Genomic DNA, 21,345 nt, shown 5'->3' on the forward strand with positions numbered 1-21,345 from the left:
ACTGTCACTACTCGCTCACCCCGTAACTCTCAGGCCTTGCAACCAGTTGGACTTACTGGTTGTCATGGCAGTAATGGTGCACAACCCGAGCGTGACCGCTCTAGGACCTGAGGCGGACCTTTGCCGGACCTCTTCAGGACCTCTCGCGGACATCTGGGTGACTGGACCTTGTCGTGGGGCACGAGTCGAGACAACGTCAGAGCTGACGTGAAACGGGAGGAACGATGGCGGGTAGGTATGCGCCTAGAACGGTCCTGGCGCACCTGATCCAGCGCCGGAACCAGACCTACTCCGAGATCGTCGCCGAGTTCGTCGAGCTGGGTGGAACCATCACCGAGCGGCACCTGCGGCGCCTCGCATCGGGCGAGCGCGCAGGGACCACTCCTCAGACCCGGCGCACCCTGCAACGCATGTTCGGCAAGCCGGTCGAGGAGCTCCTCGCCCCGTACGTCCCCGAGCAGGCTGCCCAGGTGGTGCCGGCACCTGCCGCGAGTGGGCGGATCACGACAGGGAATGAGATGGAGGTACTCGACATGGCTGCCAGCCGTGCGCGGGCGTTCGCCCTCGCGGCCCAGACCGGTCTCGGGAGCGAGGCCATGGAACAGGTGTACGACGACGTGCGACACGTCGCGAAGGCCTACCCGCAGCGCCCGCTGCCGGAGATCCTCGGCCAGCTGGTCGAGACCCAGGACCTGGTCTTCGCGTTGCTGGAGAGCCGGCAGCGTCCGGAACACCTGCGGCAGCTGTACTTCCTCGGTGGCGTCACCGGCGGTCTGCTCGCCAAGGCGTCGCACGACCTGGGCAACCCGCACGCCGCCCTGACCCAGGCCCGGACGGCGTTCCTGTGCGCCGACAACGCCGACCACCACGGCCTGCGCGCCTGGGTGCGCGGCCTGCAGTCCCTGGTCTCGTACTGGGCCGGCAACCCGCACGACTCGGTCCGGTACGCGCAGCTGGGCGCCGGGTACGCGGAGCAGGCCAACAGCACCACCAGCGTCTGGCTCCCGGTCAGCGAGGCCCGCGCCTGGGCCGCGCTCGGCAACCCGGACGCCACCCGCGCCGCCCTGGAGCGGGCGGAGAACGCGTGGGCCTCGGTCCGCAACGACGAGCTCGACGACATGGGCGGCCTGTGCACCTTCGGGCGCAACCGGCAGCTGTACTACGCCGCCGACGCGCTGGCCTGGCTGCCGGGTGAGATGGAGACCGCCGAGCGGTACTCCAACCAGGCCGTCGACGCCTACACCGACCAGTCGCACCCGGAGTGGGCCTTCGGCGACGCCGCCGGCAGCCACGCCGCGATGGCGATCACCCGGATCGCGAGCGGTGAGCTGGACGGCGCCGCCGACGCGATCGCCCCGGTCCTGGGCCTGCCGGCCGAGCGCCGGATCAACGGCGTGGTGCACTCGGCCCGCCGGGTCCACCAGGCCCTGCGGCAGTCCGGGCGCGCCGACGACGCCCGGGAGCTGCAGGAGGAGATCGAGATGTTCACCCGGACGCCGATCCAGAGCTTCCCGCGGTAGCAGGCGGGATGGATCCGCTCACCGGCGACGGCGTCAGCCTGCGGGACTTCCGGTCGGAGGACTTCGACGACTGGTTCGCCGTCGTCGGTGACGATCGGGTGACCGACTGGATGGCCTTCGCCACCCACACGCCCGAGTCCGGGCGCAAGATGCTGGACGGCGTGATCGAACGCTCCGCCCAGGAGAGCCGGCCCGACTACATGCTCGCCGTCACCCGCCTTGACGACGACCGTGTGATCGGGTTCGTCCGGCTCGCTCCCGGCGTCCACAAGGGCGCCAAGCTCGGGTACGCGATCGGCGCCGACCACTGGGGTCACGGCTACGCCACCACCGCGTGCCGGCTGATCCTCGACTTCGCCTTCGGCCCGCTCGCCCTGCACCGGGTCACCGCCGCGATCGGCCCCGAGAACGCCGCCTCGATCGCCGTCGTCGACCGGCTCGCGTTCAGCTACGAAGGCCACCTCCGCGACCACGTGTTCACCAACAACGCCTGGCGCGACTCACTGCTCTACTCGATCCTCGCCGACGAGTGGGCGGCCGGAACACCGCGCGACTGACGCCGCGAGCAGGACCCCGACGGCGAACGCCGTCACCGCCGTCCACCCCTCATCGGTCCGGGTCCCCACCCGGGACTGCGCGAGCAGGCTCAACCAGACCAGACCGTTGACGCCCGCCCCGATCGCCCACACCCGGCGGCCGGTCCACCAGAGCACCACGGCGACACCGAATCCCGCGAAGGCGAAGCACCCGACGTTGTACTGGTCGCCCGCGCCGTACAACCCGTACGGCGTGTACCGGGACACGACGTACGCGCCCGCTCCGGCCAGCATCATCACACTCAGCCCAGCGGTCAGCAGGAGCAGCAGCCGCCGCGATCGGCGGTCCGGCGCGACCCGGCCACATGCCGCCAGACAGGTGAGCAGCAACAGGAACCCGAGCACCCAGAGCCTCGGCCGTTCGTAGCCGGTGATCGGGGCGATCGCCGCACCGACGGCGCAGACGAACAACAGACCTCGTCCCCACGATCTGGTCAGCGCGACGGAGAGCATCCAGCCCAGGTAGATCGGGGCGCCGACGGTCAGGCGTCGCCCGGAAGGCGTCCACAGCTCACCGAACACCAGGATCGTCAGGCAGAACGCGAATCCGACGGCCGAGGCGATCAGTGCGGTCCGATCGCGGGCTCCGGGGACTCCGGCGGCTTGCCCTGCCAGCCGCAGCCGCAGTCCATGAGCGGCCAGGTTGAGCAGATCCCGGGGATCGGGCCGGCCGCGGCCGGAGGCTTCGGCGAGGTCGGCGAGCACACCCTGCAACTCGTCGCCGCGTACTGCGCGCCACCAGCGCGGGTAGCAGGCCAGGGCCAGCCGACTCACGTCGTACGGCGAGCGACTCACGCCGTACGACATCCGGCGGCTCACGCCGTCCCCAGCCGGAGGCGCCGGAAGGCCTGCTCGGCATTCGCCTGCAGGCGAGCCGCCTCGGTCGCCAGGGTGTCCGCGCCCGACGGGGTGATCTCGTAGTACCGGCGATGCCGGCCGTCGACCACCTCCTCACCGGCGGGACGGACCAGCCCTTGCTCGGTCAGCCGGTCGAGGGCGGCGTACAGGGTGCCCGGCCGGAGCGTGAGGCGGCCGTCGGACAGCGTCGCGACCTCGGCGATCACGGCGTACCCGTGCTTGCGGCCGTCGGCCAGGGCGGCGAGCACGAAGAACGTCGGCTCGCGCATCTCGGAGGAAGCCATGGCGCAGACCATAGTCAGTTGATCGGTATATGACAATCACCGGCATATCGGCAGCGTTCATCTCGTGCTCACACGGGCGTCATCACGACCCTTGACAGTGGCTTGTCTGCACAAGGAGGGTTCGCGGGATGACGGATGCGCAGCAGGTGCCGGAGTGGGCCGATCCGGCGGTGCCGGAGGAGCAGCTGGATCCGCAAGGGGTTTCCCGGCGGGGACTACTGCGTGGCGCCGGGATGCTTGGTGGGGTCGGGCTGCTGGGTGCTGCCGGCGTGACCGAGGCCGTGGCTACGCCGGGCGGGGACCCGGAGCTGGTCTGGCTCGTGGGCGATCACCACGTGCACAGCCGGTACAGCCACGACGCGAAGTACGGGTTCGGGCAGCTGGCGCAGCGCGCGGCGCAGTTCGGGCTGGACTGGATGGCGTTCACCGAGCACAGCAACTTCGGCCACGCGGACAAGGGCGCCGCGGCCGAGCAGACCGAGGTGCTGAAGGCTCGCGCCGAGAACCCGCGGATGCTGATCTTCCAGGGCCTCGAGTGGTACATCCCGGCCGCGGAGCACGGCACCGTGCTGGTCGCGCCGGGGCCGAACGTCGTACCGCTGCTGCAGGCCTTCGAGCGCCAGTACGACGGGAAGCTCACCAACCGCTCGACCGACACCGCGGACAACGAAGCGCACGCGGTCAAGGCGCTGCACTGGCTGGCCGAGCAGAAGCAGCGCGGGTACGTCGACGACGTACTGGTGCTCGCCAACCACCCGCTGCGCCTCGGCATCGACGCACCGCACGAGCTGCGCGCCTGGCGCGACACCGGCGTCTGCATCGGCATGGAGGGCGCGCCCGGCTCGCAGGGCGACGCCGACCCGGCCTGGGTCGCCTACCGGGGTGTCACCAACGCCCAGCGCGGCGAGTACGTGAACGCGCCCGGCACCGGCAGCTGGGCCGGCTACCCGGCCGACGCGTACCGGACGTACGGCGGCTTCGACTGGGCCACCGCGACCGTCGGCGGCCTGTGGGACTCGCTGCTCGCGGAGGGCCGGCTGTTCTCAATCACCTCCAACAGCGACAACCACCGGACCATCTGGGACACCTGGAAGGACGGGGAGTTCCCGCCCGGCGAGACCTTCGACTCGCTCGGCTGGAAGCCCGCGCCGACCGACGCCGGGACGCCGCAGGCCGGCAGCGACTTCTGGCCCGGCCAGTTCAGCCGGACCCACGTGGGCGTGACCCGCTACTCCTACCTGGATGTGATGGCCGGACTGCGCGCCGGACGGGTCTGGGTCGACCACGGCCAGCTGGTCGACGGCCTGGACGTCCGGCTCGCTCCTGCGGGCTCCAAGCAGCGAGGCGTCACGCTGGGCGGTCGGCTGAAGGTGGGCCGCGGCGAGCGCCTGGAGCTGCGCGTCACCGTCACCAGCGCGACCAGGCCGAACTTCCACGAGCTCCTGCCGCGCCTGGCCCACCTGGACGTCATCCGCGGCCTGGTGACCGGCCCGGTCAGCGACCGGGACAGCTGGAAGGCTCCCGACACCAGAGTGGTCGAGCAGATCGACGTACGGCGGAAGTCGGGCACCTACACGCTGCACATCCCGCTGGGCCGGGCCGAGCGCAGCCACTACCTCCGGCTGCGCGGCAGCGATGGCCGCCGCAACGGTCCGGGCTACCTGGGCCGCGCGATCGACCCGGCCGGCCCGATCTAGCACCCGGTGAACGACGGCGACCCGTGGCTGGACACCTGGCTCTACACCAACCCGATCTTCGTGGACGTCGGCCGGTGACGATGGTCGAGGGCTTGGAGTGGTGGGGAGACTGGTCGTATGACCGCCACTCTGCCGACCACGCTGCTCGACCCGGTGAGGGACGGGCTGGCCCGGATGATCATGACGAAGGTGGCCGGCCCGGATCCACGCGCCGAGCGGAACCGGGTCCACAACACCCCTGGGCCTAGGTGGTTCGCGCCGGACCGGCCGATCCGGCGGGTGCACGGCGACGCGTCGATGTTCGCCGGCGGGCTGCGGGCGCTGCTGCTGCAGTCGCTGCACCCCTCGGCGATGGCGGCCGTCTCGGCGCACTCCGGCTACCGCGGCGATCCGTGGGGCCGGCTGCAACGGACCAGCTTCTTCCTGGCCATCACGACGTACGGCGCGGAGGCTGATGCCGAGGCCGCGATCGCCAAGGTGAAGTCGGTCCACGAGCGCGTCCGCGGGACGAGCCCGGACGGTACGCCGTACCGGGCTGGTGACCCGCACCTGCTCAAGTGGGTGCACCTGGCCGAGATCGACAGCTTCCTGGCCGCGCACCAGCGGTACGGCGCGGCGCCGCTCGACTCGGCCGAGCAGGACGGGTACGTGGAGGACACCGCTCGGGTTGCCCGGGCACTGGGCGTGGTGGACCCGCCGACGACGCTGCTGGAGCTGCGGCAGATGCTGGACGCGTACCGGCCGGAGCTGCGTGGCACGACCGAAGCGCGGCAGGCGGCGCGGTTCATCCTGATCCACCCGCCGGTGCCGATGGCCGCGCGTCCGGCGTACGGCGTACTGACGGCGGCCGCGGTCGGGCTACTGCCGGCGTGGTCGCGGTGGCCGCTGCGCCTGCCGTACCTGCCGCTGGCGGAGGGGACCGTCGTCCGGGCGGCCGGGGACGGCCTCACGCGAACGATCCGCTGGGCGCTGGCCTCGCCAGTTCTCGGGGATATCGACAAATCGACGGCCTGAGCGGGCTGAATGCGTATTCCTGCGCAGACCTACGCTGCGAGCGCGCTGAAACGGCCTTCGCGCCGGTAGTTTGCTCTCATGTCTCCACGCCCGAACCGTCCGCTGCCACTGGCGACGCCGGCCGGGATCGAGGTGCTCACCAAGATCCTCACCCAGGGACCGATCCCGCGGGTCGAGATCGCCCGCCGGACCGGGCTGTCCCAGGCGGCGGTCACCAAGGCGGTCGCGCCGCTGATCGAGGCCGGGTTCGTCACCGACCAGCCGGTCGCGGCCGACCCGGACGCACCGGTCGAGAGTCAGCTCGGGATCGGGCGGCCGGTCAGCCCGTTGACCGTCGTCGCGGACAGCGTCTCGGTGATCGGGCTGAAGGTGACGCCGACGGACCTGATCGGGGTGACCACGGACTTCACGGCCGGGATTCGCGCCGTACGGCATCTGAGGCTGCCGGACACGTCGGCGGAGACGGTGACCGCGAAGCTGGTCGAGCTGGCGCGGGAACTGATCGACGTGATCGAGGACCCGGAGAGTCTGGCCGGGCCTCTGGTGGGGATCGGCGTCGCGGTGTCCGGGGATGTGGACGCGGTGCACGGCGTGGTGCGGGACTCGCCGTTCATGGGGTGGCGGGACGTGCCGCTGGCGGCTTCACTGACCGCCTCGCTCGACGTGCCGGTGGTGGTGACGAACGACGTGCGGGCGCTGACGGTGGCGGAGCACTGGTTCGGCGTCGGGGTGAACGCCGACTCGTTCGCGGTGGTGACGATCGGGTCGGGCGTCGGGTGCGGGCTCTACATCAACGGCGAGGTGGTGTCGGGAGCGCACGGGGTTTCGGGGGAGCTCGGGCACTTGCCGTTGGCACCGGGTGATTTGGTCTGTACGTGTGGTCGGCGCGGGTGTGTGGAGACCGTTGCCTCGTCGGACGCGATCCTGGCGCGGGCGCGGAAGACGACCGGGAAGCCGAAGCTGGACCTGTCCGGCGCGATCGAGCTGGCGCACGCGGGGAACGAGCACGCGCGCGAGGCGTTCGACCGGGCCGGCGAGGTGATCGGCTCGGCGCTGGCCGCGATGGTGAACCTGGTGGGCCCGGAGCTGGTGGTGATCGCGGGTGAAGGTGTCGCGGACTACGACCTGTACGAGCAGCGGATGCGCGAGGCGTTCGCGGCGCACGCTTTCGGCGCGGCGGGCGACTGCCGCTTGATGCTCAGGTCTCACACCTTCGACGACTGGGCCCGCGGTGCGGCGGCGACAGTCATTCGTTCTTATGTGCGTGGTGAACCGCCCCTGCAGCGCTGACTGCAGAGGCGGCCAGCACCTCAGGACCGGGCTGCGGCGAGGATCTTGCGCCAGACCTTCCGGTACGACTCCAGGCCGTCCTCGGCCAGAGGGCCGGTGGGGCCGGCGGTGATGGAGACGCGTTCGGGGATGGAGCCCCAGACCGGGATGTTCTCCTCGGCGTACTGCTGCATGGTCTCCTGGTAGGCGCGCGTGTAGGTGCGGGCCGAGCAGATCACCAGGCCGACCGGCGTGCCCTCGGGGACCAGCTCGAGCACGGCCTTCACGCGGGGCGTCTCGACGCCGCCGACGCGGGTCGGGATGACCACGATCCGGGCCCGTTCGAGCGCCTTGTTCAGCAGCCGTTCGTGCGACGGTGGCATGTCGACGACGCCGATGCCCTCCGGTGGCACCTTGTCCAGCGCCTTGGTCAGCAACCGCTCCGTCGGCGCCTCGGCGATCTCGATCCGGGCCAGGTGGTCGTCGTCCGACGTCTCGATCCAGTCCGCGGCAGAACCCTGCGGATCGGCGTCGACGAGGGTGGCGGTCCGGCGGTTCGACGATGCCAGCGCGGCGAGGTACACCGACGTGGTTGTCTTGCCGACCCCGCCCTTCAGTGCAGCTGTCACGATGATCATGGAACCGAACTTACCCGGTTCTGTCCGATTTCCGGCGTGTCGTCGGCGTTGCCGATTCGCGTCGTGATAGTTGCCGACGGCCTCAGGTTTTCCCCGAGGCCGTCGACCGGGCTACTTGCCGAGCCAGGCGTCGACCTTGGAGCGGTTCTCGTTGACCCACTTCTCGGCGGCCGCGTCCGGGGTCATCTTGTCCTCGGCGATGTACTTGGCGACCACGTTCTGGTCGTCGTTGGTCCAGGTGAAGTTCTTCACCAGCTCGTACGCCGGGCTGCCGGACTCGGCGAACTTCTTGGACACGATCTTGTCCAGGTCGTAGGCCGGGTAGTCGCAGGCGATCTTGGCCGGGACGGCGTCGCAGCCCGGCGTGTACTTGGGCAGGTCGACCTTGACCAGCTTCAGCTCGTTGAAGAACCACTGCGGCTCGTAGAAGTAGCCGATCACCGGCTTCTTGTTCTTCTCCGCGTCCCGGAACGCCTGGATCAGCGCGGTCTCGCTGCCGGCGTACACGACCTTGTAGTCGAGTTTCAGGTTCTTCACCAGCGCCTCGTCGTTGGTGACGAACGACGGGTCACCGTCCAGCAGCTGCCCCTTGCCGCCGGACTCCGACGTCTTGAACAGCGACGCGAGCTTGTTCAGGTTCTTCCAGTCCTTGAGCTCGGGCTTCTCGGCCGCGAGCCACGGCGGCAGGTACCAGCCGATCACGCCCTTGTTCCCGGTCGGGCCGACCACGACGGCGACCTTCTGCTCGTCGACGTACTTCTTCTTCAGGTCCTCGTGACCCCAGTTCTCCAGGTTCACGTCGATCTCGCCGGTGGCGAAGCCCTGCCAGGCGATCTCTTCCTTGAGGTTCTTCTTCACCACCTTGCAGCCGAGGTCCTTGGTCGCGACGTAGGCCACCACCGCGGCGTTCGCCTCGTACCCGACCCACGGGCTGACGGTCAGGTTGACCGTGCCGCACTCCTTGCCGCCGGCGGCCGGCTTCTCCGCCTCCCCGACCTTCGCGCCACCACAGGCGGTCAGCGCCAGCGCCAGCGCGGTCAGCACTCCGGCGGAGCGGAGCTTGTTGGTCACCACAGGTTGTCTCCTCTGACTGTTCCTCTGAACTTCCTCGTACGCCGAGCCGCCGCCTGCGTGATCCGGTCGAGCATCACGCCCAGCAGCACGATCGCCAGCCCGGCCGCGAGGCCCTTGCCGTACAGCTCGCTCTGCGCGAAGCCGGCGGCCACGTCGTACCCGAGCGCGCCGGCGCCGACCAGGCCGCCGACGACCACCATCGACAGCACGTAGATCAGGCCCTGGTTCACCGCGAGGGTGATCGCCCGGCGGGCCACTGGCAGCTGGACCTTGCTGATCACCTGCCAGGTGCTGGAGCCGACCGAGTTCGCCGCCTCGACCGTCGCCACCGGCACCGCGCGGATGCCGTCGGCAACGATCTTGGTGGTCACCGGTACGGCGAAGACGACCGCGGCCGCGATCGCGGTGAACCGGCTGGTCCCGAACAGCGCCAGGAACGGCACCAGGTACACGAACGGCGGCATCGTCTGCCCCGCGTCGAGGATCGGCCGGACCCAGCTGTCGACCCGCTGGTTCCGCCCGGTCCAGACGCCGAGAACGATGCCGACAGCAACCACCACGACGGTGGCCAGCAGCGTCGACGCGAGCGTGACCATCGCGTCGTGCCAGACGCCGGTCCCGACCAGGAGCAGCAGACAGACCGTCGCGGGCAGCGCGGCGCGCCATCCGCCGAGCACCAGCGCGAGCGTGACGACGGCCGCGGTCACCAGCCACCAGGGCGACTCGGTGAGCAGCGCCTCGAGCGGGTTGAGTACGCCGAACGTGACCGCGTCGCGGACGCCGTACGTGAAACCGCCGAAGACGTCCTGCACCCAGTTCGTCACGTCGGCCGCGGCCACGGCGATCCGGGAGCCGAGGTTCACGTCGGTCGGGAACTCGGCCGCCCACAGGTAGGTCCGGGAGAACCAGATCGCGACCAGGACGCCGAGCGCGCCGGCGCCGAGCAGGATCTTGCGGCGCAGGCTCGCGATCCGCCACGGCCGGTCGCCGGCGGCGGTGGTCACGCGGTCGAGCACGATCGCGAGCACGACGATGGCCAGGCCGGCGTTGAACGCGACCCCGACGTCGAGCGTCTGCAACGCCTTCAGCACGGTCTGGCCGAGGCCGGGCGCGTCGATCAGCGCGGCGACGGTGACCATCGAGAGCGCGGCCATGATGGTCTGATTGATCCCGACCACGACCGTGCTGCGCGACATCGGCAGCAGCACCTTGGCGAGCGTCTGCCCGCGGGTCGAGCCGAGCGACCGGGCTGCCTCGACGCTCTCGGCCGGCACCGAGCGGATCGCATGCGCGGTCAGCCGGACGACGGGCGGTGCGGCGTAGATCAGCGTCGCGATCGTCGCGGCGGCGGGGCCGATCGCGAAGAACAGGGTCAGCGGCGCGAGGTACACGAACGTGGGCAACGTCTGCATCAGGTCGAGCACCAGCGTCGCGACCTTGAAGAACCGGTCCGACAGGCCCGCCCAGATCCCGAGCGGGATTCCGGCCAGCAGGGCCAGTACGACGGCCGCGATCGTGAGCGAGAGCGTGTCCATGCTCTCCTGCCACAACCCCTGCAGCCCGATGAAGGTGAGCCCGGCCGCGGTCAGCAGCGCGACCTTCCAATTGCCGAAGGCCCACGCCAGGAACGCCGACACCGCGACGACACCGAGCCAGCCGACGACCGGCACCGGACGCCCGTACGACGGTTGGGCGATCACGTTCTGGAGCAGTACGACGAGTTGGTCGACGACGACCCGGATCCCGTCCGAGATCGCGTTCCCGCTGCCGACCACGCCGGCCTGCTCGGTCAGCCAGCGGTGGAACGGGGTCGTGTCCTGCCCGGCGAGCGCGAGGGTGTTGAGGCCGCGCAGTACGAACCAGAGCGCGAGCCAGACGACGAGGAGCCCGCCGACGAGCACGAGCTTGCGGGGTTTGCGGACGATCAGCTCGATGGAGCCGGTGATGGACGCCATCAGAACCGCGGGGCGGAGGCGGGGCCCGAGCCGGAGGTGCCCGACGAAAGAGCGCTTGCGCCGTACGAGGTGCTTCCGCCGGACGGAGCCGCGTCCGCGACGACGGCGAGGATCTCCTCGTCGCTGATCACGCCGAGCAGCTGCCCCTCGGCGACGACCTTCACCGGGCGGTCCGACTCGAGCACGAGCCGGGTCGCCTCGCGGACCAGGACGTCGGGGCCGAGCTCCGGCCCGTCCAGCTGCTCGCCGTCCCGGGGTGGCCGGACGATCCAGCGCAGGGTCAGGACGTCGGCCCGCGGGATGTCGCGGACGAACTCGCGCACGTAGTCGTCGGCCGGGGCGCCGACCAGTTCGTCGCCGGTACCGAGCTGGACGGCGGCGCCGTCGCGCATCAGCAGGATCCGGTCACCGAGCTTGAGCGCCTCGGACAGGTCGTGGGTGACGAACACCATCGTCTTGCCGACCTCGCGGTGCAGCCGGACGACCTCGGTCTGCATCTCGCGGCGGATCAGCGGGTCCAGCGCGGAGAACGGCTCGTCGAACAGCAGCACGTCCGGGTCGTTGGCCAGCGCGCGGGCCAGGCCGACCCGCTGCTGCATGCCGCCGGACAGCTGCTCGGGGTACATGTTCTCGTTCCCGGACAGGCCGACCAGGTCGATCACTTCCTGGGCCCGGCGCTTGCGGTCGGGCTTGCTCTCGCCGCGCACCTCCAGCCCGTACGAGACGTTGTCGATCACCTTGCGGTGCGGGAGCAGGCCGAAGTGCTGGAACACCATCGAGAACTTGCTCCGTCGCAGCGTGCGCAGCCGCTTCTCGTCGGCCGCGCGCAAGTCCTCGCCCTCGAAGATCAGCCGGCCCGCGGTCGGCTCGACCAGCCGGGTCAGGCAGCGGACCAGCGTCGACTTGCCGGAGCCGGACAGGCCCATCACCACGAACACCTCGCCCGGCGCGACGTCGAAGCTCAGGTCGCGGACGGCCGCCGTACAGCCGGTGCGGTCGTAGAGAGTGGCCCGGTTGAGCTCGGCCAGCTCCGGACGGCGCGGCACCCGGGCCGCTTTCGGGCCGAACACCTTCCACAGGCCCTGGACCGACAGCAGAGCCTCGGACTCCTGCGGGTCGGGGTACTCGAGCTGAGCGGTCACAGTGATTCACCCTCGCATCCCCGGCGGCCGGGTTCGTCGTGAACGGCGACTTTATCGAATGCTTGGTCCGGCAGTGCCGGTCCGGGTGTCTGAGCGGTCAAACATTCACCGGATCCTGACCCTGCGCGCCATCGCCGGACCGCGAGGAGAGGCACCTCACAGCAGTGGCCGGGCTCTCCGCACCGAGGGTGCGGAGAGCCCGGCCTCGGGCCTGCGACTACTTGGTGAAGCGCTTGATCTGCGCGGTGTTGCAGGTGCGGATCTGGCGGTCGGCCGGGTTCGACGCCCACTCGCCCTTGCAGAGGTACCCCTCGAGCGTCTCGTTCTCGTTGTAGGCGTCCAGCGTGCAGTCGACGCCTCCGCCCGAAGCGCCGCCGTGGTCCCAGCAGGCGTAGCCGGTGGCCGCACCCGGACGACGGACGAACAGCAGCACCGAGCGGTCGTCGACCTCCTGGTCGTCCACGTGCATCACGTTGCCGGAGTCGGTGTAGCTGCCGACGCCGATGTTGTTCCCGGACGTGGTCTCCCACAGCCAGTTCACGTTCACGGCGCTGGCACTGGTGGCGGTGACGGTGGCGATGGCGGCGGTGGCGACCAGAGCGGCCGCGGCACGGGCGATCATGCGGGTCTTCATGAGCAGTCTCCTCACTCGGGACCTCGGGGCGGGGTCCGCTGCGAAAACGCTCATCGGCAACCGCGAAACCGGCAAATGCGTTGCAGGAACCTGCAACGCGCCGGGTGTGCTGTCAGCTCGGTTGGTACGGCGGGGCTTCGCCCCAGCCCCAGTGGGGGACCGGGGCCTGCGGGGGTGGGGTGGCGCCGGGCTGCGAGTTGGCGAGGGCGATTCGGGTGCCCCATTCGACGTACGCGACGAAGGCTGAGCGGAACTCGGGGTCGTCGGGCAGGCCGGCCGGGTCGGCGCTGGCAGCGATCAGGGCGGCCCAGCGGGCGCGCTGCTGCTCGGTGAGGCCTAGGCCGAGGTGATGGCTGAGCATCGCCGGGTAGCCGCCGAGCTCGTCGGTGTAGGTGGTGGGTCCCCCGAAGACCTCGCCCAGCCAGAGCGCGACGTGTTCACGGTGTTTTGAGCTCATGGTGGCGAAGACCGGCGCGAGCAGTTCGTCGTCGAGCACTCGGTCGTAGAACACCTCGGTCAGCCGGCGCAGCGCCTTGGCGCCGCCGGCCCACTCATACACCGTGGGTGTCGTCATCTGGATCCCCTCCCTCTCGTAATCATGTAATCATCCGCGAGGGTCCCCGGCCAGAGCCGCCGCGATCGCGACCTGGACCGGCTCGATCGCGTGCTCGTCGTCCTCGAGGTCCCAGAGCACGTTCTGCAGGATCCGGCCGAGTGTCCAGCCGACCGCTCGGTCGCGATCGAGCCCGAGCCGGTCGACCATCAGGTCGAAGCGGTACCGGATCGCGCGGCGCAGGTCGCCGGTCGCGACCAGGTCGTCCCAGCGGTTGTTCAGCGCGGGGAAGAGCTCGAAGCAGGGGTCGCCGGCGAGCGGCTTCGGGTCGATCACGAGCCAGGGCGCGCGGTCGGCGGCCATCACGTTGTCGTAGTGCAGGTCCCAGTGCAGGAGGCGGTCGCCGGGTTCCGCGAGCAGCTCGGTGACGCGGGCCGCGCAGGTCGCGGCGAGTTGCTGCTCTTCAGCGCTGGCGAGCTGGGGGATCAGCGCCGGGGCTGTGGCGACCATCTCCGTGGCGACGGCTTCGAGGGTACGGAGTTCCTTGGGCGCCTCTGTGGTGCTGAGGCGGGCGAGGAGTTCGGTGAGGATGCGGGTGGCCTCGACGTGGTCGGGGACGGCGTCGAGGGTCCGGGGGTGCAGGCGTTCGAGCAGGATCGTGGCGGTCGCGTCGTCGTACTCGAGGACCCTGACGACGTCGTCGGTGCTCCAGGTCCGGAGGGCGAGGGCCTCGCCCTCGTTCTCGTCGCTGCGCGGCTGGAGCTTGAGGATGGCGCGCTCGCCGGTTGTACGCCGTACGGGAAGGACGAGGGAGGCGGCACCGTGCATCGGGGTGCCGTCGATCGTGAGCTGCCAGCGGGCTAGGTAGCCGGCGGTGGTCTCGGGGAGCGCCTTCAGCCAGCGTTGCGCGGCCTCGTCGGTGTGGGCGTCGCGGAGCGTTTGCGGGATCGTGAAGTCGGCCATCGTTCAGCACAGTAGGTCGTCCGGGGTTTGTGTGCTTGGGTTTTCCCGTGAGCGGCGAACTGGCACGACGGCATCGCAAGGTCCAACTGGTCGTGGGGCTGATCTACCTCGGTCTTCCGGTGCTGACGCTGGGCGTCAGTCTGGCGACCGCTGGTCTGACGGGCGCTGTTCTGCCGGCCGTGCTGCTGGTGCTCGGGGTGCTGCTCTTCCCGCGGCAGCGGTTCCGTCCGCAGCGCTGGCGGATGACCGGGGCGATCTTCGGCGCGGTCTCGGCCGTTTACCTGACGCTCGTGCCGGACAACTTCGCGCTGGTGTTCATCCTGCTGGCCGTGCTGGTCATCTGGTGGCTCGGCGCGGGCGTCGGCGTTGCCCTTGCGGCGTACGCCGAACGGACGCTGCTCGTCCCGGTCGATCCGGAGCTCGCCGGTACGCCGTACGAACTCGCCTTCCGGCTCCGCGGCCTGTGGGGCACGAGCATCGTCCTCGGCACTGAGACGGTCTCCATCCACACCATCCCTCGCAAACTCCGCGGCGCGAACCCGGAGGACCTGCGCCGGACCTACCCGTTCACGAAGGTGACGGGCGTCCACGAGGTCGACCTCACGGGCTCCGAACGCCTTCGCTTCCCCATCCCCGTCGCAGCCGTCCGCACGCCCGGCCCGGCCGTCATCCTGCAGGCCGCCGGCGACGACTGGGTCCTCCCCACCAACCTCGCCCCCACCCTCACCCAACTCCTCCAGCACCGCGTCGACGGCGCGAAGTCGGCCTAGCTGGCGCCCCGGCACGCTGCCGATCTCCCATCGAAATTTCTGCCGGCAGCGGCGAGTCGTTCCAGCGGCGTGATCCGGCGGTTGCGCGGCGGCCAGCCAGCTCGGATGAAGCAGAGCGGAGGCTGGGTTGGTCGCCGCGGTCCCGCCGGATGACGTCGTTGGAACGTCCCGCCGCTGCCGGCGGGAGTTGCGCAAGGTGGGCGAGCACACCCCGACTGCTCGGGTGGCGCGGCTCACCCGGCTGATGGTGCTCGGCGGCGTGTGCTTGTGCCCTGTTGTTCGCCCGGCGGTCTGAAGGGTCAGCCGCGGAGTTCGGCTGGGCGGTCGGGGGTGGCGGCGGCCAGGGCTTTGCGGGCTCCGTCGGCGTCTGGGTCGGCGCCGTAGATGGGGCTGCCTGGTTGCTGGCGCCAGGACTCAGACAGCGGGCCGGCGTCGACGGGGTCGAAGCCCAGGGCGTCTACCAGAGCGAGGACCTTGGCCTTGGCGTCCGGGTTGTCGCCTGCGACTGGCAGGGCGATGCGGCCGGAGGTGCCGGCGGGGGCGCCGTTGGCGAGGAGGTGCTGGGCCTGGATGTTGTTGAAGGCCTTGATGACCGGAACGCCCAGCTCGCGGGCGACCCAGGCGCTTTCGGTGAGGCCCTCGTCCTCGATGCCGGCGATGCGGCCGTCGCGCTGCGGGTAGTAGTTGCCGGTGTCGATCACGACGAAGCCGGGGGCCGCGTCGTCGAACAGGCCGGCGGGGAGGGCCGGGACGGCCTTCTCCGGGATCGTCACGACGACGATCTCCGCGTCCTTCGCCGCGTCCCGTACGGCGACGGCGGTCGCGCCGGTCTCCGCTGCCAGGTCGCCGAGCGTCTCCGGGCCTCGGGAGTTCGCGACCCGGACCTCGTGGCCGAGTGCGGTCAGGCGCCGGGTCAGGGTGCCGCCGATGTTGCCGCTTCCGATGATGCCGATCTTCATAGGTAGTTGCTCCTCTCAACCACCACAACGCGGGAACGGCGCTCGATCATCCAGCGCGCTGGTCCGTCCAGCTCATCGCCAGCGCGAAGCCCAGGTCGTCGTACCGGGCACCGGGGAAGATCTCGTCGTACAGCTCCCGAAAAGCGACCCGACTCAGGTAGACGTCGCTCGACAAATGCTCGAGCCACGGCTTGCTGTGCCAGAAGCGGAGCTCGAACCACGCGTCGCGGAGTCCCAGGCGGCGGACCGACGAGAGGAAGCCGCGCTTGGCACCGGCTGTGTAGACCCACCGGGGTGGCGTCGGGTACAGGTCGGAGACGTTGTCGACGAGCGCGACCGTGCCGCCGGGGCGGACCAGCGACTTGAGCTGCTCGAGCCCGGCCCGGTAGTCGGGCAGGTGGTGCATCATCGTGTGGCTGTAGACCAGGTCGAATCCGTCGTCGCCGATCTCGAACGCGTCCGCGACCCGGTACTCGACGTTCGGCCGGGCCCGCCGCGCACGGGCGATGGCGATCATCGGTGCGCTCAGGTCGACGCCGAGCACGTGCTGGAAGTCGTCCGCGAGCCGTGCCGCCGCGTGGCCGGACCCGCAGCCGACGTCGATCGCCCGCTCGCCGCGCAGTCCGAGCCCGCTCAGCCACTCGAGTCCCTGCTGCGGCTGCAGGCTGACGAACCGGTCGTAGTCGGCCGCGAACCGGTCGAACGAAGCGGGATCCACCACGGCACTCATGCCAGTACGACGTCCGCCGCCCGCGGATTTGTTCGAATCAGAGCGGCGGGCTGACCGCAGTACGCCGCACGCCGTCCAACTGCTCGCGGCCGTTGAACACCCGCCGCAGCTCCGGTCCGACGATCGCGCGCGGCCCGACGGCCGCGACCCGATAGGTCCCGATCGCGTTGTCCCGCAGCGACCGTCGCACCTGCAGTCCGTACCGGGTCAGCAGGCCCGGGAACCACCGGCTCCCCAGCCCGCGCTCGACGAGCGAGGCCCTGAGCTCGGTCATCGCGGGAAGACCGGCGACGGTGGCCAGCAGCGTCGAGAGCGGCATGCCGCCGACGGGGAGCGCGGCGAGCACCGCGCGCTCCAGCTGGTTGCTGCCGTCCGGGCCGAGTGCGTGCACCTCGCGTCCTGCGAAGCCGATCACGCGCTCGTCGTGCAGGGCGAGGACCACGACCAGCGCCGCCCGGCGGCGGCCGCCGCACAGGTAGGCGGTCTGGTTGAGGTCGAGCGGGTTCTCGGTACGCATCGGGCCCTCCTGATCCTCGGCGACGTCCTCGGCGACGTTCTCACCGGCTCAGACGGCCCGTACGCCGTACCGGTTGCATCGCGTAGCAACCGGTACGGAGGGTGATCAGTTGCCTGCGGCTTCGCGCTCCTTGCGGGCGGTCTCGGCCTTCTCGGCCTGCCAGCCGTCCTCGTTCTTGCCGATCCGCCAGTACCCCGACAGCGACACCCGGTCGCGCGGCAGACCGCGCTCGGCGAACAGGTTCTTCCGGATCCCGAAGACGAACCCGGCCTCGCCGTGCACGAACACGTGCACGTCGTCCGACGGGAACTCCAGCCCGGCCACCGCCGCGACCAGCCGCTCGCCGCGGCCCTCGGCCGCACCGGCGCGGTGGAACCAGACCACGTCGACGTCACCCGAGCCGCCGAACTTCTGCTCCTCGGTCTCGTCCTCGACCTCGAGGAACACCTTGGCCTTCGCGCCGGCCGGCAGGGCCTCGATCGCGGACCCGATGGCCGGCAGCGCGCTCTCGTCGCCGACGAGCAGGTGCCAGCCGGCCGCCTCATCGGGCGTGAAAGCACCGCCCGGGCCGTTGAACCACAGCCTGTCGCCCGGTTGGGCGCTGGCGGCCCACGGTCCGGCGATCCCCTCGTCACCGTGGTGAACGAAGTCGATCGTCAGCTCCCGCGCGGCCTCGTCCCACGCGCGCACGGTGTAGGTCCGCATCGTCGGCCACTGCTCGGACGGGAACTGCTCGCGGACCTGGCCCATGTCGAGCGGGTCCGGGTACGCGACGCCGGGCTGCGGGAAGAGCAGCTTCACGTACATGTCGGTCATGCCGTTGCCGGTGAACTCGTCACAGCTCAGCACGACCCGGATCATGTGCGGCGTGATCCGCTCGGTCCGGCGGACGACACCGAGCTTGGCACGGCGACTACGGGGTGCGGGGGTGGGCACGCGACCACGGTTCCTCTCGGGCGGATCAGGGGATCCTGGTTCGACGAAGTTAGGTAGACCTAACTCACCATAGCCGACCGGCCGACCACCCGCGGATCCACCGGCGAGCGGCCCGCTGTTCACCTGGTCGTTGCCGAGGGCACGCTTGTGGGCCTCAGCCTGGTGCGATGGACCCGATCTTCGGTACGCCGCAGCGGCCCGCTTCGCCGGTCACCCGGATCGACGCTGCCGGGCGGCCGGTCTCGCTCGACCTGCGGGCGCCGGAGCGGAACACGGTGCTGTTCACCGGCGGGCCCGGGATGGGCAAGAGCTTCGAGCTGGAGAAGGTCCAGGCGCTCGCGCTCGCTCGAGGATGGCCGTGCCTGAGGGTAGACGCGTCGCCGCGGGAGCCGCTGGAGAGCCGGTTCGTCCGCGAGGCGACCCGCAAGCTCGGCGGGCTGCGCAAGCAGTACGGGTTCCTCGCGCTGCGGAAGCTGAAGAAGACGATCAAGAACCTGACCCAGCGGTCGCGCAACCAGCAGAACGGCGCGGAGGTCCGGGTCGGGGTCGCGCCGGTGCAGCTGGTCGCGAAGCGGCAGTGGGACGCGCCGGGCGGGAACGGGCTCGGCTCGACGCTCGACGAGCTGGCGACCGAGCTCGGCGACCTGGCCGCGAAGAAGGGCGAGCCGGTCGTGCTGATGGTCGACAACCTCGACGTCGCGTCCGAGCGGGACCTCGCCGCGCTGACCGACCTGTCGACGCATCTGGAGCGTGGCGGGCGACCGGTGTACCTGGTCGCCGCGGGCAGCGAGCTGGCGATGACGCGCCTGATGGCCGCGTCCGGCGGGCACTCCGGGGTCGCGACCTCGATCACCAGCCGGTACGACGTCCGCGTGTGTGGTCCGCTGTCGGCCGACGAGCTGCGGCCGACGCTGACCGAGCCGTTGCGGCAGGCCGGGATCGCGCACAGCGCGGAGGCGGTCGATCAGCTGCTGCAGGCGTCCGGTGGTCATCCCGGGCGGTTGCGTGATCTGTCGGAGAAGGCCGTCGACCTGATCGGGGACCAGCCGGACGGACTGACGCCCGTCGTCGCGAAGGCGGCGATCGCGCAGGTCACCGCGGATTCGCGGGTCGTGTACCAGGCCGAGTGGAACTCGTGCTCGGCCGCGGAGAAGGAGTTGCTCGCGAAGACGGCCGCCCGGGGTGCGCGCGGGTTGTCGATGCCGGCCGAGACACAGGCCGCCGGGCCGGGGAACTGGCCGGCGGTCGACGGCGCGCGGCAGCTGCTGGTGGCGCGGGGGCTGATCCGGGAGACGGGCGATCGGATCACCGTGGCGGATCCGGGAATGCGCGACTTCGTGGAGATCCGCCTTGGTCAGTCGGCCGCCACCGCCGGTGTTGCCCTACCGGGCTCGGCGACACCGGCGATCACGGCGGAGGGTGCTGGTCGGCACGCGGAGGGCACCAAGACGCAGAGTCGTCGGGTGGGCCAGAGCACCTTCACCGTCAACCGTTAGCAGCTACTTTTGGTGAAGCCCGCTGCCAGGTCAGCGCCAGCGGGATCGCGACCAGCAGGCCGGCGAGGCCGAACCAGCCGACGGCGTTGACCGCGTCGGTCTTGTCGGCCAGGACTCCCGCGAACAAAGGACTGACGCCGGTTGCGGTCGTCAGGCCCGAGTTGGACATGCCGATCGCCTGGCCCCGCCGGGCGTCGGGAAGCAGGAACGTCATCGTCGTCGTGGACTGCAGGACGACGATCGTGCCGAAGGCGCCGGCGATCACGAACAGCACGATCGAGGCGACCAGGCCAGGACGCAACAGACACAGGGCTACGGGCAAAGCGGCGAGCACGGCGAAGGGCCCGAGGAGCTTCGTGCGCCACGCCTCGGGCGTCCACTTGCTGTAGGCGAAGGCGCCGAGCACCGACCCGAGCGGATCGGCCGCGAGGATCAGCCCGACCGTCACCGAGCCTCCGCCGAACACCGCCGCGTACGGCGCCGCCATCCCCTCGTACACGGCGACGACCGCCATCAGCCACAGCATCAGCACCAGCGCGCGCATCCCGCGATCCGCGAACAGCAGTCCCCAGGTCTCACCCGCCGACGACCGCCACGACCGCCGTACGCCGTCCTCGCGCGGACGGTCGGCCGCCGGCCGGTGCCGCAGCCCGGTCCGGATCAGCAGCGCGGACCCGAAGAACGTGACCGCGTCGACCAGCAGCACGACGTACGGGTTGAAGACCGCGATCAGCAGTCCACCACCGGCGAAGCCGGCCATCTGCGCCGACTGGATGGTGATGCTGCGGATCGCCATGCCGGTCAGGTACCGCTCTTCACCCAGTACGCCGGGCAGCAGCGCGAGCTGGGCCGACTTGAACACCGGCTGCAGCAGCGACACGATCCCGACCAGCACGCACATCACCACGAACGGCATGCCCGGAATCGTCACCAGCAGGATCAGGCATCCGCGCAACGCGTCGACCACCGCGATCAACTCGCGACGCGGGAACCGGTCCGCGAGGCCGGTCAGGAAGATCCCGCCGAGCAGCGACGGCACGAAGGTCAGCGCGTACGTCAGCCCGGTCAGCGCCGCCGAGCCGGTGTCGGCGAACACCAGCACCGACAACGCGACCCGGGCCAACTGGTCCCCGCAGACCGACTGCAGCTCGGCCAGCCACATCGCCCGGAACTCGCGGATCGCGAGCACTTCCCGATAGCCGGCGTTCGCCACCGCGCCCCCTCCCTCAGCGACTGCGAAGGCAGGCCGCGGGCGGCAGCGTAGTTCCGGATCAGGCCGGAACTACAGGCTTTCGAACTCCGTGCAAACGTCGGGCTCAGGTGGCGAAGATCTGCGCCTCGTCGGCGAACGCCTTGAACTCCAGGGCGTTGCCGGCCGGGTCCAGCAGGAACATCGTCCACTGCTCGCCGGGCAGGCCCTCGAAGCGCAGGTACGGGTCGATGACGAAGGTCTTGCCGGCGGCCTTGAAGCGGTCGGCCAGGGCGTGGAAGTCGGGGATGGGCAGGATCAGGCCGAAGTGCGGGACCGGGACGTCGTGGCCGTCCACCGGGTTGTGGATGCCCTGTGACCGGCCGGGCGCGAGGTGGGTCACGAACTGGTGGCCGTGCAGGTTCCAGTCGATCCAGGTGTCGGACGAACGGCCGCGCTCGCAGCCGATCACCGAGCCGTAGAACTCGGCGGCCGCGGCCAGGTCGTCAACCGGCATGGCCAGATGGAAGCGCGGAACAGATTCAGTCATG

The 21,345-nt window shown here is 70.5% G+C and carries 22 protein-coding genes; 7 read left to right on the forward strand and 15 right to left on the reverse strand.

Annotation, left to right across the window (positions count from 1 at the left end; translation table 11 throughout):
- Positions 1 to 224: 224 nt before the first annotated feature.
- Positions 225 to 1,520 carry an NsdA family TPR-like regulatory protein gene (locus tag ABD235_RS23370; protein WP_344177493.1) on the forward strand — a complete coding sequence of 432 codons (1,296 nt, stop codon included), beginning with the start codon at positions 225 to 227 and terminating at the stop codon, positions 1,518 to 1,520.
- 8 nt (positions 1,521 to 1,528) lie between these two features.
- Positions 1,529 to 2,077, forward strand: a complete 549-nt coding sequence (locus tag ABD235_RS23375; RefSeq protein ID WP_344177495.1) for a GNAT family N-acetyltransferase — start codon at positions 1,529 to 1,531, stop codon at positions 2,075 to 2,077.
- On the opposite strand, the gene ABD235_RS23380 is transcribed toward ABD235_RS23375, so the two are convergent.
- Together ABD235_RS23380 and ABD235_RS23385 are read right to left on the reverse strand one after the other, a co-directional pair.
- Entirely contained in the window at positions 2,021 to 2,935 is a 915-nt protein-coding gene (locus ABD235_RS23380) for a hypothetical protein (protein WP_344177497.1), read from the reverse strand. The genes ABD235_RS23375 and ABD235_RS23380 overlap by 57 nt on opposite strands.
- On the reverse strand, positions 2,932 to 3,258 hold the full coding sequence (locus tag ABD235_RS23385; protein WP_344177499.1) for a PadR family transcriptional regulator: 327 nt from the start codon (positions 3,256 to 3,258) through the stop codon (positions 2,932 to 2,934). The genes ABD235_RS23380 and ABD235_RS23385 overlap by 4 nt, the downstream gene beginning before the upstream one ends.
- A gap of 128 nt (positions 3,259 to 3,386) precedes the next feature.
- On the opposite strand from ABD235_RS23385, the gene ABD235_RS23390 reads away from it, so the two are divergent.
- The 3 genes from ABD235_RS23390 (at position 3,387) to ABD235_RS23400 (ending at position 7,259) form a co-directional block, all read left to right on the forward strand.
- Entirely contained in the window at positions 3,387 to 4,955 is a 1,569-nt protein-coding gene (locus ABD235_RS23390; protein ID WP_344177501.1) for a PHP domain-containing protein, read from the forward strand.
- Positions 4,956 to 5,072: 117 nt separating this feature from the next.
- On the forward strand, positions 5,073 to 5,969 hold the full coding sequence (locus ABD235_RS23395) for an oxygenase MpaB family protein (RefSeq protein WP_344177503.1): 897 nt from the start codon (positions 5,073 to 5,075) through the stop codon (positions 5,967 to 5,969).
- Between the two features lie 78 nt (positions 5,970 to 6,047).
- Positions 6,048 to 7,259, forward strand: coding sequence for an ROK family transcriptional regulator (locus ABD235_RS23400; RefSeq protein ID WP_344177505.1), 1,212 nt, complete (start codon positions 6,048 to 6,050; stop codon positions 7,257 to 7,259).
- Positions 7,260 to 7,279: 20 nt separating this feature from the next.
- Here ABD235_RS23400 and ABD235_RS23405 read toward each other — a convergent pair whose 3' ends face one another.
- From ABD235_RS23405 to ABD235_RS23435, 7 genes are all read right to left on the reverse strand, one after another.
- Positions 7,280 to 7,876, reverse strand: a complete 597-nt coding sequence (locus ABD235_RS23405; protein ID WP_344177507.1) for a ParA family protein — start codon at positions 7,874 to 7,876, stop codon at positions 7,280 to 7,282.
- Between the two features lie 111 nt (positions 7,877 to 7,987).
- Positions 7,988 to 8,947: an ABC transporter substrate-binding protein gene (locus ABD235_RS23410; RefSeq protein WP_344177509.1), complete on the reverse strand. Its 960-nt coding sequence runs from the start codon at positions 8,945 to 8,947 to the stop codon at positions 7,988 to 7,990.
- The gene (locus ABD235_RS23415) at positions 8,944 to 10,905 is read right to left on the reverse strand and encodes an ABC transporter permease (RefSeq protein WP_344177511.1); all 1,962 of its coding nucleotides are present in this window, start codon (positions 10,903 to 10,905) and stop codon (positions 8,944 to 8,946) included. The genes ABD235_RS23410 and ABD235_RS23415 overlap by 4 nt, the downstream gene beginning before the upstream one ends.
- Complete coding sequence (locus ABD235_RS23420) at positions 10,905 to 12,047, reverse strand: quaternary amine ABC transporter ATP-binding protein (RefSeq protein ID WP_344177513.1); 1,143 nt, start codon at positions 12,045 to 12,047, stop codon at positions 10,905 to 10,907. Before ABD235_RS23420 ends, ABD235_RS23415 begins: the two co-directional genes overlap by 1 nt.
- Before the next feature lie 217 nt (positions 12,048 to 12,264).
- Positions 12,265 to 12,681, reverse strand: a complete 417-nt coding sequence (locus ABD235_RS23425) for a hypothetical protein (protein WP_344177515.1) — start codon at positions 12,679 to 12,681, stop codon at positions 12,265 to 12,267.
- 112 nt (positions 12,682 to 12,793) lie between these two features.
- Positions 12,794 to 13,255, reverse strand: a complete 462-nt coding sequence (locus ABD235_RS23430; protein ID WP_344177517.1) for a group II truncated hemoglobin — start codon at positions 13,253 to 13,255, stop codon at positions 12,794 to 12,796.
- Between the two features lie 30 nt (positions 13,256 to 13,285).
- Positions 13,286 to 14,197, reverse strand: coding sequence for an aminoglycoside phosphotransferase family protein (locus ABD235_RS23435; protein ID WP_344177519.1), 912 nt, complete (start codon positions 14,195 to 14,197; stop codon positions 13,286 to 13,288).
- 47 nt (positions 14,198 to 14,244) lie between these two features.
- Here ABD235_RS23435 and ABD235_RS23440 point away from each other — a divergent pair, with 47 nt between their 5' ends.
- Positions 14,245 to 14,967, forward strand: coding sequence for a hypothetical protein (locus ABD235_RS23440; RefSeq protein ID WP_344177521.1), 723 nt, complete (start codon positions 14,245 to 14,247; stop codon positions 14,965 to 14,967).
- A gap of 299 nt (positions 14,968 to 15,266) precedes the next feature.
- Here ABD235_RS23440 and ABD235_RS23445 read toward each other — a convergent pair whose 3' ends face one another.
- The 4 genes from ABD235_RS23445 to ABD235_RS23460 all read right to left on the reverse strand — a co-directional run bounded on the left by ABD235_RS23445 (position 15,267) and on the right by ABD235_RS23460 (position 18,109).
- Positions 15,267 to 15,926: an NADPH-dependent F420 reductase gene (locus ABD235_RS23445; protein ID WP_344177524.1), complete on the reverse strand. Its 660-nt coding sequence runs from the start codon at positions 15,924 to 15,926 to the stop codon at positions 15,267 to 15,269.
- Positions 15,927 to 15,972: 46 nt separating this feature from the next.
- Complete coding sequence (locus ABD235_RS23450) at positions 15,973 to 16,656, reverse strand: class I SAM-dependent methyltransferase (RefSeq protein ID WP_344177526.1); 684 nt, start codon at positions 16,654 to 16,656, stop codon at positions 15,973 to 15,975.
- A gap of 37 nt (positions 16,657 to 16,693) precedes the next feature.
- Positions 16,694 to 17,173, reverse strand: a complete 480-nt coding sequence (locus ABD235_RS23455; protein ID WP_344177528.1) for a TIGR04222 domain-containing membrane protein — start codon at positions 17,171 to 17,173, stop codon at positions 16,694 to 16,696.
- Between the two features lie 105 nt (positions 17,174 to 17,278).
- Positions 17,279 to 18,109 carry a siderophore-interacting protein gene (locus tag ABD235_RS23460; protein ID WP_344177529.1) on the reverse strand — a complete coding sequence of 277 codons (831 nt, stop codon included), beginning with the start codon at positions 18,107 to 18,109 and terminating at the stop codon, positions 17,279 to 17,281.
- 167 nt (positions 18,110 to 18,276) lie between these two features.
- Here ABD235_RS23460 and ABD235_RS23465 point away from each other — a divergent pair, with 167 nt between their 5' ends.
- Positions 18,277 to 19,605, forward strand: coding sequence for an AAA family ATPase (locus tag ABD235_RS23465; RefSeq protein ID WP_344177531.1), 1,329 nt, complete (start codon positions 18,277 to 18,279; stop codon positions 19,603 to 19,605).
- Here the strand turns inward: ABD235_RS23465 and ABD235_RS23470 are convergent.
- The gene (locus ABD235_RS23470; protein WP_344177533.1) at positions 19,595 to 20,818 is read right to left on the reverse strand and encodes an MFS transporter; all 1,224 of its coding nucleotides are present in this window, start codon (positions 20,816 to 20,818) and stop codon (positions 19,595 to 19,597) included. The two genes, ABD235_RS23465 and ABD235_RS23470, sit on opposite strands and share 11 nt — an antisense overlap.
- A gap of 103 nt (positions 20,819 to 20,921) precedes the next feature.
- Entirely contained in the window at positions 20,922 to 21,344 is a 423-nt protein-coding gene (locus ABD235_RS23475) for a VOC family protein (protein WP_344177535.1), read from the reverse strand.
- Position 21,345: the final 1 nt, after the last annotated feature.

Source organism: Kribbella lupini (assembly GCF_039529595.1).
GTDB lineage: Bacteria > Actinomycetota > Actinomycetes > Propionibacteriales > Kribbellaceae > Kribbella > Kribbella lupini.

What these genes read in the sequence shown, in the direction of transcription:
- ABD235_RS23390 (WP_344177501.1), top strand. Translation starts at nt 3,387, where the DNA reads ATGACGGATGCGCAGCAGGTGCCGGAGTGGGCCGATCCGGCGGTGCCG.
- ABD235_RS23425 (WP_344177515.1), bottom strand. Translation starts at nt 12,681, where the DNA reads ATGAAGACCCGCATGATCGCCCGTGCCGCGGCCGCTCTGGTCGCCACC.
- ABD235_RS23435 (WP_344177519.1), bottom strand. Translation starts at nt 14,197, where the DNA reads ATGGCCGACTTCACGATCCCGCAAACGCTCCGCGACGCCCACACCGAC.
- ABD235_RS23450 (WP_344177526.1), bottom strand. Translation starts at nt 16,656, where the DNA reads ATGAGTGCCGTGGTGGATCCCGCTTCGTTCGACCGGTTCGCGGCCGAC.
- ABD235_RS23445 (WP_344177524.1), bottom strand. Translation starts at nt 15,926, where the DNA reads ATGAAGATCGGCATCATCGGAAGCGGCAACATCGGCGGCACCCTGACC.
- ABD235_RS23465 (WP_344177531.1), top strand. Translation starts at nt 18,277, where the DNA reads ATGGACCCGATCTTCGGTACGCCGCAGCGGCCCGCTTCGCCGGTCACC.
- ABD235_RS23405 (WP_344177507.1), bottom strand. Translation starts at nt 7,876, where the DNA reads ATGATCATCGTGACAGCTGCACTGAAGGGCGGGGTCGGCAAGACAACC.
- ABD235_RS23455 (WP_344177528.1), bottom strand. Translation starts at nt 17,173, where the DNA reads ATGCGTACCGAGAACCCGCTCGACCTCAACCAGACCGCCTACCTGTGC.
- ABD235_RS23430 (WP_344177517.1), bottom strand. Translation starts at nt 13,255, where the DNA reads ATGACGACACCCACGGTGTATGAGTGGGCCGGCGGCGCCAAGGCGCTG.
- ABD235_RS23415 (WP_344177511.1), bottom strand. Translation starts at nt 10,905, where the DNA reads ATGGCGTCCATCACCGGCTCCATCGAGCTGATCGTCCGCAAACCCCGC.
- ABD235_RS23375 (WP_344177495.1), top strand. Translation starts at nt 1,529, where the DNA reads ATGGATCCGCTCACCGGCGACGGCGTCAGCCTGCGGGACTTCCGGTCG.
- ABD235_RS23395 (WP_344177503.1), top strand. Translation starts at nt 5,073, where the DNA reads ATGACCGCCACTCTGCCGACCACGCTGCTCGACCCGGTGAGGGACGGG.
- ABD235_RS23475 (WP_344177535.1), bottom strand. Translation starts at nt 21,344, where the DNA reads ATGACTGAATCTGTTCCGCGCTTCCATCTGGCCATGCCGGTTGACGAC.
- ABD235_RS23385 (WP_344177499.1), bottom strand. Translation starts at nt 3,258, where the DNA reads ATGGCTTCCTCCGAGATGCGCGAGCCGACGTTCTTCGTGCTCGCCGCC.
- ABD235_RS23400 (WP_344177505.1), top strand. Translation starts at nt 6,048, where the DNA reads ATGTCTCCACGCCCGAACCGTCCGCTGCCACTGGCGACGCCGGCCGGG.
- ABD235_RS23370 (WP_344177493.1), top strand. Translation starts at nt 225, where the DNA reads ATGGCGGGTAGGTATGCGCCTAGAACGGTCCTGGCGCACCTGATCCAG.